The sequence below is a fragment of the Mobiluncus sp. genome (assembly GCF_985070215.1).
Genome location: NZ_CFKZQR010000007.1, coordinates 43,795 through 59,837, shown reverse-complemented (window position 1 = coordinate 59,837; position 16,043 = coordinate 43,795). Strand labels below are relative to the sequence as shown.

The 16,043-nt window shown below is 56.8% G+C and carries 14 protein-coding genes; 5 read left to right on the top strand and 9 right to left on the bottom strand.

Going from position 1 to position 16,043, the window contains the following annotated elements:
- Positions 1-51: 51 nt before the first annotated feature.
- From AC5LBQ_RS02745 to AC5LBQ_RS02735, 3 genes are all read right to left on the bottom strand, one after another.
- Complete coding sequence (locus AC5LBQ_RS02745) at positions 52-1,071, bottom strand: methylenetetrahydrofolate reductase (RefSeq protein ID WP_493264555.1); 1,020 nt, start codon at positions 1,069-1,071, stop codon at positions 52-54.
- A gap of 33 nt (positions 1,072-1,104) precedes the next feature.
- Entirely contained in the window at positions 1,105-2,478 is a 1,374-nt protein-coding gene (locus AC5LBQ_RS02740; protein WP_493264554.1) for an O-acetylhomoserine aminocarboxypropyltransferase/cysteine synthase family protein, read from the bottom strand.
- A 228-nt stretch (positions 2,479-2,706) separates the two neighbouring features.
- Entirely contained in the window at positions 2,707-4,362 is a 1,656-nt protein-coding gene (locus tag AC5LBQ_RS02735; protein WP_493264553.1) for a D-alanyl-D-alanine carboxypeptidase, read from the bottom strand.
- A 201-nt stretch (positions 4,363-4,563) separates the two neighbouring features.
- Between AC5LBQ_RS02735 and AC5LBQ_RS02730 the strand changes: the two genes are divergently transcribed.
- Positions 4,564-5,079 (top strand): inorganic diphosphatase, encoded by a 516-nt coding sequence (locus AC5LBQ_RS02730; RefSeq protein WP_295026601.1) that lies wholly within the window; start codon positions 4,564-4,566, stop codon positions 5,077-5,079.
- Positions 5,080-5,128: 49 nt separating this feature from the next.
- Here the strand turns inward: AC5LBQ_RS02730 and AC5LBQ_RS02725 are convergent, their stop codons facing one another.
- Complete coding sequence (locus AC5LBQ_RS02725; protein ID WP_295026431.1) at positions 5,129-5,560, bottom strand: DUF3499 domain-containing protein; 432 nt, start codon at positions 5,558-5,560, stop codon at positions 5,129-5,131.
- A 164-nt stretch (positions 5,561-5,724) separates the two neighbouring features.
- Here AC5LBQ_RS02725 and AC5LBQ_RS02720 point away from each other — a divergent pair, with 164 nt between their 5' ends.
- A complete protein-coding gene (locus AC5LBQ_RS02720) occupies positions 5,725-6,222 on the top strand; it encodes a metallopeptidase family protein (RefSeq protein WP_297346100.1) in 498 nt (165 codons plus the stop codon).
- A gap of 8 nt (positions 6,223-6,230) precedes the next feature.
- Here the strand turns inward: AC5LBQ_RS02720 and AC5LBQ_RS02715 are convergent, their stop codons facing one another.
- From AC5LBQ_RS02715 to AC5LBQ_RS02695, 5 genes are read right to left on the bottom strand one after another with little or no spacing between them, the layout of a single operon-like run.
- A complete protein-coding gene (locus tag AC5LBQ_RS02715) occupies positions 6,231-7,565 on the bottom strand; it encodes a DUF58 domain-containing protein (protein ID WP_295026434.1) in 1,335 nt (444 codons plus the stop codon).
- Positions 7,566-7,616: 51 nt separating this feature from the next.
- The gene (locus tag AC5LBQ_RS02710; RefSeq protein ID WP_493264552.1) at positions 7,617-8,576 is read right to left on the bottom strand and encodes an AAA family ATPase; all 960 of its coding nucleotides are present in this window, start codon (positions 8,574-8,576) and stop codon (positions 7,617-7,619) included.
- Positions 8,577-9,734 (bottom strand): DUF4350 domain-containing protein, encoded by a 1,158-nt coding sequence (locus AC5LBQ_RS02705; protein WP_493264551.1) that lies wholly within the window; start codon positions 9,732-9,734, stop codon positions 8,577-8,579.
- Positions 9,731-10,468: a DUF4129 domain-containing protein gene (locus tag AC5LBQ_RS02700; protein ID WP_493264550.1), complete on the bottom strand. Its 738-nt coding sequence runs from the start codon at positions 10,466-10,468 to the stop codon at positions 9,731-9,733. Before AC5LBQ_RS02700 ends, AC5LBQ_RS02705 begins: the two co-directional genes overlap by 4 nt.
- A gap of 34 nt (positions 10,469-10,502) precedes the next feature.
- A complete protein-coding gene (locus AC5LBQ_RS02695) occupies positions 10,503-11,795 on the bottom strand; it encodes a hypothetical protein (RefSeq protein WP_493264549.1) in 1,293 nt (430 codons plus the stop codon).
- 141 nt (positions 11,796-11,936) lie between these two features.
- Between AC5LBQ_RS02695 and mtrA the strand changes: the two genes are divergently transcribed.
- The 3 genes from mtrA to AC5LBQ_RS02680 are packed head-to-tail and all read left to right on the top strand — an operon-like array spanning position 11,937 to position 16,038.
- Complete coding sequence (gene mtrA / locus AC5LBQ_RS02690; protein WP_282922165.1) at positions 11,937-12,620, top strand: MtrAB system response regulator MtrA; 684 nt, start codon at positions 11,937-11,939, stop codon at positions 12,618-12,620.
- Positions 12,621-12,667: 47 nt separating this feature from the next.
- Entirely contained in the window at positions 12,668-14,359 is a 1,692-nt protein-coding gene (gene mtrB, locus AC5LBQ_RS02685) for an MtrAB system histidine kinase MtrB (RefSeq protein ID WP_374043454.1), read from the top strand.
- Positions 14,360-14,361: 2 nt separating this feature from the next.
- Positions 14,362-16,038, top strand: a complete 1,677-nt coding sequence (locus tag AC5LBQ_RS02680) for an LpqB family beta-propeller domain-containing protein (RefSeq protein ID WP_307741866.1) — start codon at positions 14,362-14,364, stop codon at positions 16,036-16,038.
- Positions 16,039-16,043 lie beyond the last annotated feature (5 nt).

Here is a 16,043-nt window from a genome sequence, read left to right as displayed (position 1 = left end):
TTTGTTAAGTTCGGTTTGGTTCGGTCTGCCGGGTTTATCGAGCAACGGAACTCAGGGAGAGATGCGGTGCATGGCGGCGTTCATCAGCCCGAGCAGGTCGTGCGAATCTTCCTGGTCCACGTGGGCAAATCCGCGAGAACGCAGGTGCTCCACCAAGTCCAAGACTGGCCGGGGTCGGTTAAACGTGTAAAAGTGAATGCCGGGCGCGTTGGCTTCGATGAGATCGTTGACGAAATCCAGGGTGGCACCCAGGCTCTCCAAGATTCTCTCGGCAGGATCGGCGATATTAGCTAAGGTCATAATCTTTTCCGGCACCGGTACCCCGGTGAGACCCTCGAGACGCTGGAGACGGCGCACATCTGTAAACGGAATGATTCCCGGAACAATGGGTATCGTCACGCCCTGGTACGTTGCTGACTGAACCAACTCGGCATAGTCCTGGGCTCGGTAAAACACCTGAGTGATAGCAAAATCAGCGCCGGCCGCCTGCTTTTGCACCAGAGCCTGAACCGCATCCGTGCGGGTCTGAATACTTCCCGCCGGATAGGCAGCCACCGCGATACTGACGGCGTGTTCGTCCCCGAGGTAATCAGCGGAAACCTCTCGAATCAGCTGCACAAGTTGGAACGCTCGGTCAAATTCGCCCGATTCTGCTTCTCCTGGCTCATCCTCCGGTGCCTCATCCCCGCGCAGCGCGAGGAAATCGCGCACTCCTAAGTCCATCATGTCTTGAATGATTCCCACCAGCTTGGCGCGGGTTTTCCCCACGCAGGTCAGATGAGCCAGGACAGGCCGCCCCGAACGCTTCAAAGCATGCCAGAGGACGGATTGTGAAGCATCCGGTGTTGTACCACTCGTTCCAAAAGTTACGGAGACGTAATCGGGACGAGAATCTAAAAGCCGGTCTATGCCTGCCCAGGCCTGGGAAGTCGGGCGGGCATTGCGCGGCGGATACAGCTCGTACGATACCCGCAAGTCTCGCCCTGACCCGTCCCCGCGAGGGGTAGAGCCAGCCTCACCGGGAGGCGATAGCGCGGGGCGGTGAGCCGCGTAGAGGTCTTTGATAGTCATCGGTTTTCCTAAGCGAGAGATAGTTTCATCCAGTTACGCGGCATTCGCCTGACGTGCCGCGGCCAGACCGCGCCGAATGTCAGCCAAAATATCCTTGGGGTCTTCGGTGCCAATCGACAGCCTGACGGTACCGGGCGTGATGCCCTGTGCCAACAGTTCGGCTGTAGTCAGCTGAGCATGAGTGGTGGAAGCCGGGTGAATCGCCAAGGAACGCACATCTCCGATATTAGCGACATTTGCCAGTAATTCCAGGGAATTGATAAATGCTTTACCGGCTTGTAGGCCTCCGGCCAAATCGAAGTTCAACAGGGAACCGCACCCTTTCGGGGTATATTTTTGGGCCAGGGCATAGAACGGGGAGGAAGGTAGCGAGGACCACCGCACCGTCTCCACTAAGCCCGCGCCCACCTGAGACTCCAGGAATTCAGCGACCAGACGAGTGTTGGCAATGTGGCGTTCCATCCGCAGACTCAACGTATCCACTCCCAGTCCGACTGTCCACACCGCGAAAGGTGAAGCCACGAAGCCCAAGTCCCGCTGGCCTTCTACACGCGCTTTCAAAATAAACGCCAGGTTCGCCCCCAATGCGCCCTGAACACCGAAATCGCGGGCATAAACAACCCCGTGATAGGAAGGGTCGGGAGCGTTGAAACCGGGGAAACGCGGGGCCGCTTTCGCTGCAGCGTAATCAAAACGGCCGGAATCAACCACGATACCGAGCATGGCTGACCCGTGTCCGCCCAGGTACTTGGTGGCGGAATGCACTACGATATCCGCCCCGAACTCGATGGGACGGCACAGGTAAGGGGTAGGCACCGTATTGTCGACAATGAGTGGAACCCCGGCTTGGTGTGCGGTTTGGGCTAACGGTTCGAGATCCAGTACGTCGCCTTGTGGATTGGGCACCAGCTCCCCGTAGTAAGCCGCCGTGTTTGCGTCCGTGCGGGCTGTCCACTGGCTAATGTCACGAGGATCGTCAACAAAACGCACTTCGATGCCGAGGCGTTCCAAAGTATGGCCCAAAAGGTTGAAAGTGCCCCCGTAAATCGAGTTTGAGGCCACCACATTTTGACCTTTCGATGCCAAAGTCAAAATAGTTAGCGTGATGGCAGCTTGACCCGACCCGGTGGCAATCGCCCCGACCCCGCCTTCCAGCGCAGCAATCCGAGCTTCTAAAGCATCGTTGGTGGGATTACCCAGGCGGGAATAAATCGGTCCCAGCTCCTGCAAAGCAAAACGGGCAGCCGCCGATTCCACGCTGGGGAAGTGAAACGCGTTCGTGGCATAAATCGGCACTGTTTGCGTGCCGGTGGTCGGATCGCCGGTGTAGCCGGCATGAATTTGCAGAGTATCGAAACCCCATTCGGGGTGGTCGACCCAGTTGGGTCCAATAGTGGTTTTAGACATCGTAGTTTCCTTTGCGTGAGTTATGGCTGTACAAACTTGTCCCAAAGATTTTGACTCTGACGGGCACGCAGGAACATGGAGATACGAATGCTCAGCACCGGACGCGGCGCTGGACGTTTAGAGGCTGACGTGCACGTCAGCGAGGCATTCGTTTAGTCATGTTGCGATTGTAGCAATCTCGCAGCCAAAAAGCGAAACCAGTATTTCAGAATGTGGGATGCGGCTGTTTTAGTCGACGGGAGCAGCGGGATTCGCCGGCGCGGGGGCATTTGGAGCAGGGGTGGACGGCCGGCTCTTCGGGTCGACGTTAGAGAAAGAGGTTGTCGCGCCGAGCAAACCGTTGATGAACATCTGTTTAGCTTGAATACTGGGTCCGCCCTGAGATTCCGGGTAACCGGAGATGACCAGGGCATAGACGAACTCCTGGTTATTGCGCACGAATGTCCCTGCCAGAGAATTCGTAATTCCCAACGTGCCGGTTTTGCCGCGAACCACTCCCGCGGCAAAAGTGCCCTGGTAAACGTGTTCCAGAGTACCGTCTGCCCCGGCTACTGGGACATTGGCAGTAACAGAATGCAGTTCGGGATGGTCTTTACTCATTGATAACCGCACCGCATCCGCTAAAACTCGGGCAGATATCCGGGTGTCATAAGCCAGCCCCGAGCAGCCTTTCAGCTCAGTTTCACCCAAGTCCAAGCCCAATTCCCGCAGCGAATCCATGACCGCCGCCCCGGAGGCAGCGAATGTCGGTTTTGCCTTACGGTGCAGCGCTACCAGCCGCCCAAGGCTTTCAGCCAAAGTATTATCCGAAATCTTTAACATTTGCCGTTCCACCTGAGCGAGCGGGGCCCCTTGTGCGTAGGCAATCGGGGTCGGACCGTGACTGGTGGAAACCTCAGCAGCGATTTGCGGTAGCTCGGAGAGCGGGTCCAGGAGCTTATTCGAGGCCAAACCAGATTTTCCTACCTCGATTTTGGCTGGTCCTGCCCCGCCTAAACGATTCAAGGCCTCGGCAAATGCCTGACCTACAACCTGTGCAGCATCCGGGTGATATCCATTGTCAGAGTTCGGGTCGACCAGACCGGTATTGATGGCCATGCCTTGAATAGGGCCGACCCAGCGGTTATCTCCCTCACGCCAAAATGGAGAGGCTGTTTCAGAGCCAAACCAGGAGGTGTCCAACACCAACGTGTAGGGCTTTCCATTCAACAGGCTGCCCGTGGGGGAATTGTTCTCAGAGGCCGGTGCGTTCGTGCTCGAGGCCACCGATTTGTTGGTGGGGGAGGCCTCGTGATGTTCAGATTTCCCTGGAGTTTGGGAGGAAAGTGCCACAATCGTGTCAGTCGCGAGAGTGTCTAGGCCGGCGTAGCCTTTTATGGAACGCGGAGCGTCCGCTCCCAACCCCAGCAGCGCATCGCCGCCGCCGATTAAAAACAGCTTGCGCTTATCGTTATCCCAGGCCACTACCGTGCGAGCTCGCGCCTCCGGGCCGAATTCGTGCAGTGCCGCCACCGCGGTGAGTAGTTTTGTCGTAGAAGCAGCAGTAAGCGCGCTTTGGGGCTCATAAGAGGCCAGTTCCACACCATCCCGGTCGCCTACCCAGAAGGAGAGTTTCGCGTTGGTGAGGCGGTAATCTGTGGCGAATTGGCGCACTAAGGTTTTATAAGTATTGGCATCGAAATCGGTGGATTTGGCAAAGAGCGGGATCTCGGTAGGCTCGGGGTTGACTGCGGGGGAATCAGGGAATGGAACCACTCGGGGGAGAGGTGGTTTGAAGGTCAAAATACCTGGCACTAAGTCCGCTCCGTCAGCACCGACGTAAGCGCCGCCGAGAATCAGGGCGCCTACGATTATTGTTGCGTTTAGTCGTCCTTTGGCGCGCACCGACCCCCCTTGTCAAACGGTTTTCTGTTCGGAAACAACCCCATCTAGTATAGAAGATGTCGCTCTGGGGGGCGGGTGTGGCACAATGGTTTTACAGAGATGCTCGCCAAAGCAGGTGACATCGATGCAAAGCAATGCCAATCCGGAGACACCGGTGGCACAAAAGTAAGGATGCCGAAGAAAATAATGGCTGAAGATTTTTTGACGTTCAATGTGACCATTGAGATTCCAAAGGGGAATCGCAATAAGTACGAAGTCGATCACGAGACAGGTCGGATTGTTTTGGATCGAATGCTGTTCACCTCTACACGCTACCCTGATGACTACGGTTTCATTGATGACTCTTTAGGGATGGATGGAGACCCGCTCGATGCCTTGGTCCTTTTGGAAGAACCAACGTTCCCCGGATGTGTCATCAAGTGCCGGGCGCTGGGAATGTTCCGCATGACTGACGAACACGGTGGCGACGACAAAGTCTTGTGCGTCCCCGCTACTGACCAGCGAGCCGCGTGGCGTACCGAGCTCGAGGATGTTTCGGAGTTCCATCGCCTCGAAATTCAGCACTTCTTTGAAGTTTACAAAGACCTGGAACCTGGCAAGTCGGTGGAAGGCGCTAACTGGGTTGGTCGAATTGAAGCGGAGAAAGAAATTCACGCCTCGTGGAAGCGTTTCCGGGACAAAGAAGGCCCTGACGCGCACACCTACATTCACTTGTGAACGAATCACAATTAGACCGGTCAACAGCTAAGTTGGCCGGTCTAATGTTTTAGCTGACTTGTTTCGGGGGCGGCACTAAAGTCAGGTGACCGTGGCGTTTCCCGGCGGTATCGGGCGTTCCGGGCGCGCTATCCCCCCACCCGGGCTGAGGTTCCCTTCCCAAGGGGCCGCGATAGCCTTCGGGATGCACAGTTTGGCGGGGGGTGGGATTTTGCGCCGCTGCTTTCACCGCGTTGGCCAAAGCCATCAGTTCCTCATCGTTGGGCGGCGGGGGTGTAAAGGAATTCGTCAAATGGACGACCTCCCATCCCCGTGGCGCCGTTAGTTTTTCGGCGTGTTCACGGCAAAAATCGTATGCTCCAGGATTCCGATGGGCAGAGAGTGGGCCAACGATTGCGCTGCGCTCCCGATAGTCAAAAGTCATCGTCGCCACCGCCGGATTAGGGCAGCTCGGTTTGGAACAACGGCGCGTATAAGTCACTTTCTCAGCATACTGCCGACCAGTGCCAGATGCAGTCAGGCTCGCTTGTTAACGCCGATTCCGAGCCGGGAAAGAGCCAGGATTGAGAGCTTGACTTGGGCGTTCGCGGCGATTTGTACGGGACATCCTCGACCCGAGTGCCGCCGCGGGATAAGCTAGGAGCAATGAGTGAAAAAACTGGAACCAACCGGGTTCGTGTCTTGGATTTGGGCGGCGAGATTTGCTGGGATGTCAGCAGCGGGCCGCGGCTGCGGCGTGCCTATGTTTGCCGCGATCGACATGGCCGGGGCAATCGTGGAGTATTGGTTCCAGCGATGCTGCCGCGTTACCGAACTCGTCGAGAAACCTTTGATGAACTGGTCATTCAGGAAGTTCGCTCCCTAGTGGCGGCTTGTCCAGAACTAGCTGCTATTCAGTACGGGGTGGAGGACGTTCCGCCTTCGGACCCGGCACCTTGGGAGAGCGAGTCAGTGGTCTTGGGCAGAGGTTTCGGCGCTGACCCAGGCAAAAGTTTGCCCGCCCAGGTAGTGGTGTATCGCCGTCCCCTGGAGCAGCGTGCTCGCTCCACGGATGATCTGCGTTCTCTCATTCACGGAGTGGTGCTGGAGGAATCTTCCCAGCTCATCGGCAAACATCCCGAAGATATCGACCCATACTGGTAAACCGCGTCTCAAATCTGCCCGCGGCGTTTTAACGAAATGTAGGCATCTGCCAAGTTGGGAGGCAGCTTTTCAGGGGTGGCGTTCAACAAATGTCCCCCCAACAGAGGCAGCAGATTCCCCGCTTCCTCGTGTTCGTTCAACTCCGCCATCGCCGCTGCCGCCAGGAAAGCGTCCGCGGGATTGAACCGACTCAGCGACTGCTTGGCATCATGGAGATTCCATTGGCCAGGCAGTTGAGCCAAACGGGTCAACTCGGGATCCAAAGAGTTCGCCACCAGCACGTGATGTCGGGAGGACAGCGCTTCTACCATCGGCATCAAGCCGGACCGTTCCGCCCCGCCTTCCAAACCTGTCAAAATCACAACCAGAGAACGTTGCCGCAATCCGGAGAGCAAAGTGTGGCTCAGTCCAGACCAGTTCGCTTCGGTGAGTGAAACCTGCAAATCGGCCAAGGCCTGCGCCATCTCGGTGATGAGTCCGACACCTCGATCCGGTTGAATATGGAAACGAATCTGATTGTCGAACGCGATAAGGTGTACCCGATCCCCGGCGCTGCCAGCCAATGCTCCGAGCAGCAGGGCCGCCTCCATAGAGGCATCCAGCCGGGGGTATTTATCGAGCCGCACCGCAGCGCTGCGCGAGGAATCCAAGCAGATGATGACGTTGCGGTCGCGCTCGGGGCGCCAAGTCTTTACCACCGGAGTGCGCAACCTTGCGGAAGAATGCCACTCGATATCGCGCACGTCGTCGCCGGGGACGTATTCCCGCAGGGAATCGAACTCCGAGCCTTGCCCGCGTTGCATGACCAGGGAGTTGCCCTCCAAACGGCGTAACGTTTTCAGGCGCGAGGGCAGGTACTTGGCGCTGCGAAACTCCGGCAGCACTTTCACTTCCTGCACGATGGGGGCAGAAAACTGGCGGGCTCCCAGCCCCAGGGGCCCATAAGAGCGTACGGTAACGGCATCGCTACGCAGAGTGCCTTTGCGTTGCGGAGTAAAACTGGCCTGCAAAGTGGTCGAGCTTTGTGCGTCCAGTGTTAGACGCTGCTGGCGTGGCAGGGCTTGGAGCGAAGGCGGCCACGCGTCGCGTATCTGAGCGCGGAATTTACGTTTGGTGGGATTTTTCACGCTCACGGTGTAGGGCGTTTCGGTGCGTTGACGCAGTGTGTGGGGCAGGGAGCGCGTTATCGCGAGGTGGCGGGGACTGGGCGCGGCGATGACGTCAAACAGCCACACCAGCAGGCACACCAGCAGCCAGAAAAAGGCGCCAGAGTTCCAGTGAGTCAGCAGCACCAGCGGAATACCCAGCGCGATCAAGAACGCCAGGCGTTTGGAAACTGCCATTTCGCCTCCCCTCTATAACTCTTCGATGGTGGAAACCGGGTTATGCTGCGTTTAGCGCGGTACCGGAGTGGTAGCCAGGACGCTGTCCAGGACGGTCTTGGCGTTGACGCCTTCCATTTCGGCTTCGGGACGCAGCCGGAGACGGTGGCGGAATGTGGGCAGGACCAGGGACTTGACATCGTCTGGGGTGACGTAGTCGCGTCCGGACAGCCATGCCCAAGCCTGGGAAGTCGACAGCAGGGCCGTCGCGCCACGGGGCGACACTCCCAACTCCACTTGCGGTAACGCGCGAGTGGCTCGCACAAGGTCGACTATGTAGCCCAACACCTCACTGCTGGCCTTGACTTCCTTGACGGCCTGGCGAGCCGCCGCTATGTCTGCCGCGTTGGCAGCCACGTTCACTCCCGCGGCGTCGAGGTCGTGAGTGTTGAAGCCACTCAAATGCAGCTGCAAAACCTCCAACTCCGTTTCCCGTGTCGGGAGAGGCACGTCTAGTTTCAGCAAAAACCGGTCCAGCTGAGCTTCGGGCAGGGGATAGGTGCCTTCGTATTCCACCGGGTTCTGGGTTGCGATGACCGTAAACGGTTCCGGCAAAGCGCGGCTCACCCCATCGGTAGTGACTTGGTGTTCCTCCATGGCTTCCAGCAAGGCAGCTTGAGTTTTCGGAGGGGTGCGGTTAATTTCATCCGCCAGCAGTAAGTTTGTGAAAACGGGACCTTCTCGGAAAGTAAACGAAGACTCTTGAGCATTAAAAATCAGCGAACCGGTCAAGTCGCCGGGCATCAAATCCGGGGTGAACTGCACCCGCTTGTGGCTCAGGTCCAGCGACTTTGCCAAAGTCCGCACCAGCAGGGTCTTGGCGACTCCGGGAACGCCTTCCAGGAGCACGTGCCCTTCCGCCAACAACGCGATTACCAGCCCGGTTACCACCGCATCTTGGCCTTTCACCACCTTGTTGATTTCGGTACGCAACGCGATGAGCTTGCGCAAAGTCGGATCTTGCATATCCATTTAGCTTTCCTTTCGCGGATTTGTTTTGGTCAGAAGGTATAAGTCGTGCAATAGGTTTCCCAACCCGCGAGCGGTGGCGGACACCTCACCGTAGAGGAGGTCATAGACCTGAGATTCGCCAACCCCGGTGTATCGCGACACTTCTCGCACCATGACAGTTGGGGTCGTCGGGGTCGGAATATGCAAAGCGGCACCTAAACGTCGAGCCGTGTACTCCCGAGCCTTGTGGGCGGCTACCGAGACGGCCCCGGATTTTTCGTAGAGGCGCCCGCGACCGTAAACTGCCTCGGCGCCATGCACCACGACCGGTAACTCTTCGGGAACCACACGACCCAAGCGACGCCCTTGTGCCAACGTAAACACGAAAGCTGCCACGAATAAATACACTAGGGCAATGAGGAAGAAATCGGGTAACAGAGGCTGAGCCTCACCGTTTTCGTCAAAACCCTGCTGGAACGTGGTGCCGTTGACCCAACCGACCCGGGGGCTGGAACCCAACAGATTCAACAGCAAAGCAGCATTGCCGGCCTCGGTGATAGTGTCGTTGCGCGCCAGGCTGTCCTCGGAAAGCAAGGCTAAGCGGAAGCCTTCAGGACGTTTGAACGATACGTACGCGAAAGCGTTATCCTCAATCGGAAAACACGCGGTTTCGGGCTGCCGCAAAGGGCGGAGTGAACCACGAGTTGAAGAAATCGTTCGGGCTGCTTTCGCACCAGGAAAATCGCACTGAGCACTGATTTCCTTGGGAGAACCCGTTGGCGCGGATTCCACATAGGGGTCGAAACGTTTCCCTTGTGCCAAAGTCCCTATAACCAAAAGGTTTGTGGGTGTGTGCAGGATTTCTCGCAGGGTGGCATCGTCGATTTCATTGGTATTGGTGATGACAACAGTGTCCTTGGAACTATAGGACTCCAGGTCACGTACGGAATATGCCTCACCGACCAGCACGCCCTCGTGGCGAAGCACTTCGGCCAGAGCCATCGCCCCGCTGCTTTTTGGGTTGCGGATAGAAAGACTGATTTCGTCGGTGGGGGTACGCAGCACGGCGCTGAGGAAAGAAAAAACTGCCAGCAACACCAGACCGCCGATGACCCAGCGGCCCCGAAGAATTGCTTCCGAGATGCGCGGTGTGGCTGTAGGTGGAGTCGTACTGCTCACTGGAGCGCACCTCCCGCCTGTATCAGCGCGTCCCGTGGTGAATCTGTGGGGTTAACACGGGTGCGGGAGTGCGAAACGAAAGATTCTAGGCGGGAATCCAGGGCAATCAATCTTTGCACCTGGGTGTTGTCCGACTGCCGTCGCCCATACCGCAGTGCGTTAAACACGCCGGCCGCCCAAGCTAATTCCTCTGATTCTGAAGGAATCACGCGGCTCAAGGCAGCACTGCCTTCCCCAGCGGTGAGTCCGGGGGTGATTACCAACAGTTCGTTGGCTTCACAAAGACGCAGCAGATGGCGAAATTGTTCCAAGAAAGCCGTGGAGTAGTCCCCGCGGGAGAGGGCATTTTTGGCTGCTGCCAGATATTGCACCGCGCTGCGGTTATCCTCGAAAACCGCAGCATCATCAGTGAGAGTCGGCTTGACCTGTTCCCGGAACTTCCAGTTACCCGAAAACAAAATCATGATGATGATGACCAGCATAGCTACGACTAAGGCGGCAATGAGCCACAGCCAAGAAGGCAAGACGGGATTGACGTTTGCGGACGAAAAAGTGTCGGCAAACCACTCCACGATTTTTTTCAGCAGGGAGGGTCGTTCCTGGTAAATCGGTTTGGACAGTTCCTCTTCGAGTGTGTCGCGCCCCTCCCGGTCCGACACGTCAGAGAACACTAGGCAGCACAAATCAACGTGATGGAGCCGCAAGCCCTCCAATTGCGTCGAAATGTTCAGCATACCTACCCGAGAATCCCTTCTGTGGTACCGTTCGTCAGCCCTGCTGGACCGCCTGGAGCAGACTTACCGCCAGACCTTCACGGCGCATCCGCGTATCGATATAGAGCAGACCTAAAACTGCCCCGTAGAACGGCATGGTCAGTCCGGTAATGATGGTGCCCAAAAAGGCGGAGATAGTCATTACTATCGTTACATTCTGGTTTATCAGTAGCACTGCGGAGAGAATCAAGCCAATCACTGTGTTCAATCCGTTGGCCAGGAACGAAACTATGAGGGAAGTTAGTAAGACGACGCCAAAAATCTTCCAGAAGCTGCCTTTGGTCAGCGTCCAGGAGCGTTTCAAAGCGGGGACGATGCCGATATCTTCCATGATGGCAGTGGGGATAGCAAAAACAAGTTTTACGTAGATCCAGGTGGAAAATACGGCAACGGCAATGAGGGTGAGGAAAGTAAGACCCAACAAGCCCAGAGAGGCCCCGAAATCTTTGATGTTGATCAGGATAAGCCCGCCCAGCGGAAGCAGGCCCAGCCCTAGCAACAGGGCTGACCCTAAGATGAGCAACAAAGAATAGCCGATGATGCCCCAGAGGTGGCTTTTCAAAGTTTGCCACGCATCGGCTACCGTGGGGCGGCGTCCCAGAATCAAGGGTCCCAATCCGGCCACACAAATTGCCAAAGTCAGAAAGACGATAAATAGTTGGAGCAGACCGGTGATGACACCAATGAGTATCGTTGATTCGGTAAATTCCAGAAAACTGTCCACCGTGGCTTCCGTGCCGTCAAAATCGAAGTCGTTAGCCAGGTAGGTATTGAGGTCAGGAGCGAGGAAATAAAGCAGCACTCCCATCAACCCGCCAAGTCCTGCCCAGAGAGCCAAAACCAGACCGAACATGACAGAAGGAGCCTGGCGAATCGCGGAGAATGCTCCATTGTAAATATCCCCAAGTTTCAGCGGACGCAGCGGAATAATTCCGGGCTGGACCTGCTGATAGTTCAAACCATAAGGGTCGAATCCGGTACTGTTTGCCGTGTGTGTGCCGTTGAAACTGTTTGTACTGCTCGTTCCAAAGTTGGGGGCGGAGGCTTGCGGGGCGGCCGCGGCGGGGTATCCGGACGGAAGAGGATTCGGGAGGGACTCCGGCTTACCGGTGCTGTCCTCCGGGGTCAGTGTCCACGAGCCCGTGTTGAAACTGCCTGGGGCGGGCGTGGGGGGAGGCGTAAATGAAGGTTCCGGCGGCACCGGGCTGCCCTGACCCGGCGTCTGGGGAACATTACCACGGCTGTTCTCCGGGGGGGTACTCTGATTGAGGTAAGAGTTGTCGCTCATAATGCCTTTCCAATAACTGGTTCACTTAATATTGCCACGACACCGCGCAGATGCGCTCGTTTAAACCGAAAAACTCTATAGCAATGCCAAGCTCCTCTGCGGGTCTTCCCGCAAATTGTGAAATCGTGACAAAATAGGAGTATGAGTGCAAAAATCCTGGTAGTAGATGATGACCAAGCCCTAAGCGAGATGATTGGCATTATTCTGGAATCATCCGCCTATGAACCAAGTTTTTGTGCCGACGGCGCAAAAGCCGTGGATAAGTTCCGGGAAGTTGAACCAGACTTGCTGCTGCTCGACCTGATGCTGCCAGGAATGGATGGTATCGAAATTTGCCGTAGAATCCGTGAATTCTCAAATGTGCCCATCATCATGTTGACCGCAAAATCCGACACCACTGATGTGGTCGCGGGGTTGGAAGCCGGTGCTGACGACTACATTCCTAAGCCTTTCAAACCCAAAGAACTGCTGGCGCGAGTCGCCGCGCGGCTGCGCAACCTAGAAGCGGCCGAACATGACATTCTGAAAGCTGCGGGGGTGGAAATTAATCTGGCATCTCACGAGGTGAGCCGGGACGGAAAGCCTTTAAACCTCACCCCGCTAGAGTATGACCTCTTGGTTGCCCTAGCCACAAAGCCCGGGCGGGTGTTTTCCCGCGAAGAATTGCTGGAGCAGGTCTGGGGGCTGCGCCACGCTTCCGACACCCGTCTGGTCAACGTGCATGTCCAGCGGTTGCGCGCCAAGGTAGAACTTGACCCGGATAATCCTACTGTGGTTCTTACAGTCCGTGGGGTGGGCTATCGAATCGGGACTGAACCTCAGTGAGTTCCTCGCAATACACGGTGTTTCGCCGGACTCGCCGGCAGCGAAGAATCTCGCAATTCTTCGGTAGCGCCACCCGCTATTTAGTTGGCGTTACGCAAGCTACCTGGGTTCCAAAACGGCTTCGGCGTTCGTTGGCTCTGCGAATGGCTAGTATCATGCTGGTCGCAACGTTCGTGATTCTGTTCGCGGTAGGGATTTATGCTTCCACAGCCATCAAAAACGGCATCTTTCAAGAGCGGCTGAATCAGGTGTTGGAGGAGGCTGCCACCCAAGCGAGGACGGCGCAAAATCGTTTCGACCAGGCTCCGGCCTCGACTGTGGAACAGGTACAGTCCCTCGCTCAGGACGTAGTCACCTCAATCTCCACCCTCACTTCCGGTTCTAGCGCCCCCGCCGTGCTGATTTTGCGCAACCCCAGCGAAACCTCCTCCTTTGTGATTAACGAAATCGCTACCCAAAACATGCGGGAAGTCATTACTTCCCAACTGCGTGAGGCGGTACAGCAAAAGACCGGCCAGCATTGGCAGTCTATTGAGATTACGGACGCACAAGGCAAGCGGCATCCCGGTATTGCGGTAGGGACTGCTGTGAGCCTGCCCTTAGCGGGGGCTCACGAACTTTACCTGGTGTACTCCCTGGCTGACGAACAGGCGGCAATAAACCTGGTGATGGGGGTTTTAGGCGGCGGCGGCCTCGCTGTGCTGGTGCTGGTGGCGGGCATGACCTGGGTAGTGGTTTATTCCGTGCTGGTGCCGGTGCGCCGCACGGTGCGCACGGCGGAACGTTTGGCAGCTGGGGATTTGAACGCACGCGTACTCTCACAAGGCCAGGATGAAACCGCGCAACTGGCTGATTCCTTCAATAAAATGGCGGATTCCTTGCAGTCCAAGATTGATACTTTGGGTCAGATGTCCCGGCTGCAGCAGCGTTTTGTCTCCGATGTGTCCCACGAGCTGCGCACTCCGCTGACCACGATGCGGATTGCCGATGACGTCATCTATGATGCCCGCGAAGAACTCGACCCTGCCGCGCTGCGAAGCGCGGAACTGCTGCATGACCAGATTGATCGATTCGACGCCATGCTGGCGGATTTGCTTGAAATTTCGCGTATTGACTCCGGATCCGCCCGGCTTGATTTTGAGATGGTGAACCTGAACAAGCTCGTTGAGCAAGTTGTGGAGGATAACGCCACTTTGGCTGAACAGGTGGGGTGCCGGGTCATTTTTAACCCGCCAAAGTACCCCTGCGCAGCGGAGCTTGATACCCGCCGAGTGACCCGTATCGTGCGAAATTTGCTGGTTAACGCCATTGAGCACTCCGAAGGAAATCCCGTAGTAATTACTACCGATTCCAGCGAAACCGCCGTGGCTCTGCGGGTTTCTGATCACGGGGTGGGGATGTCACCGGAAGTGACCAGCCGAGTGTTTGATCGTTTCTATCGTGCTGACCCGGCACGAGCGCGGACCACGGGCGGTACCGGGTTGGGCTTAGCCATCTCTTTGGAGGATGCTCGCCTGTCTGGGGGCACTCTGCAGGCATGGGGCAAAACCGGCTATGGCTCGTCTTTCTTGCTGACCCTGCCACGGCGTCACGATATGGAGATTGGCCCTTCGCCTCTGGATATTACTGACTATGTGGAACCTACCTTGGATAGTTACGTTCCTCCTCAGCCTGCGCCGGAAAAAGCAATAACACCAGCGAACGTGTCGGACGCTCTGGGGAAAAATGGGGAGGTGTAGCCATGTTAAACAAAAATCGAACTCGGTGGTGGGGCGCTGTCCTCGGGGGCATTTCTGCTCTCAGCCTGGTCGGTTGTGCCGCGTTGCCAACTGCCGGTCCCGTCAATGATTCCGAAGTACGGGTCGGCATGAATCAGCCGCTGCTAGGCTTGAGCGCCCCCGGGCCCGTCCCGAACGCAACTGTGGAACAGATTGTGACCGGTTTTATTCGTGCCTGTTCGGCGGGATATTCCGATGACTTCACCGTGGCACGTTCCTTCCTCGCTCCCAAAGCGGCGATAGACTGGCGCCCCGATGTCCAAGTCGAAATTTTCGATACGGATTCCGCGCTGGAGACTCGTCAACTGGGAGATGGCTCTGTTGAAGTGACCGCTCGCGCGCTCGGAAGCGTCGACGAGCATGGAAACTATACCGTGGCAGGTCCCTCCGAGAGAGTTCGTACCGTGTTTTCCCTGGTGAAGCCCGCCGACAATCAGTGGCGTATCGCCGCTTTGGAGGACGGAGTGATGCTTTCCCAATCGGCTTTCAGCTCGATTTACGCTTCGGCTCCCGTGTACTTCCTCACCAACGATGCGGGAGCTTTGGTCCCGGATCTGCGCTGGTATCCGCGTCGACGGCTGCCTACCTACCTGGTTAATGCGCTCTTGGCAGGGCCGCAAGCTGGCTTTAAAGGGGCGGTTCGTTCTGCTTTCCCCGCCGGCAGCACTTTGGCAGGGGGAGCGGTAGATGTTTTTGACGGTGTCGCTAACGTGTCTTTAAATATCCCGGATGCTTTCAGCGATCCCACCACGATTAACTTGGCGTATTGGCAGATAGAATCGACACTGCGCGATGTTTCGGGAATCTCTACCGTCAGTTTGAGCATCGGTAAAGTGCCTTTGGAGAACACGAATCCAATCACGCAAAGTACCACGCCGCAATTCCCCATTATGGTCAAAGACGGCAACGTGGTGCGTCTGAACTCCGGAGCCACCGAGGTCCTGGTGCCTGCTGGGGTGGTGGCTTCCGGTGTTATCACGAATCCGGCTATTTCTACCGCTGGCAACGAAATCGTTTTTACAGATTCCAGTTATCGCCGGCTTTATGTGTGGGGGCACGGTGCGGTGACGCAGCTGTATAACGGTCGAGAGCTGTTGGCTGCTTCCATCGATAGAAACGGTTGGATTTGGACTCTGGATACAGCTAATCCGCGCCAAGTGATTGCGTTGCGTCCCGATGGAACCAGGGCGAATTTGGAAGTGCCGTGGGAGACCGGAGACCCGGTCCATGCTTTTACCGTTAGCCCGGACGGAACACGGGTTGCCTTCGTACGTCACGTAGGTCAGGCAGACATTGTGAGTGTCGCGGTCGTCATTCGGGACGGCTCGGGCACTCCGAAATCTTTTTCCGCTCCGGTGACGTTGCAGGCTGGGAACGAGGTTGTTCCCGCAATTGCATGGCTACAAGGAGATTCCCTGGTGCTGCTGACCGGTTCAGGAGATAGCACTACCGTTCGGATTGCTCCGCTTTTTGGACCGGTATCAACTTTGCCGGGGGTTAAGAACGCCGTAGATTTGGCTGCCGGCGAGGAGGAAAACCAGATTTATTTGATTACTACGGGTGGCGATTTATACAAGCGTTCCGGTAGGAACTGGCAGCAAGTCCTCAACGGGGTCGCCGATCCCAGTTACCCCGGATAGCCAGA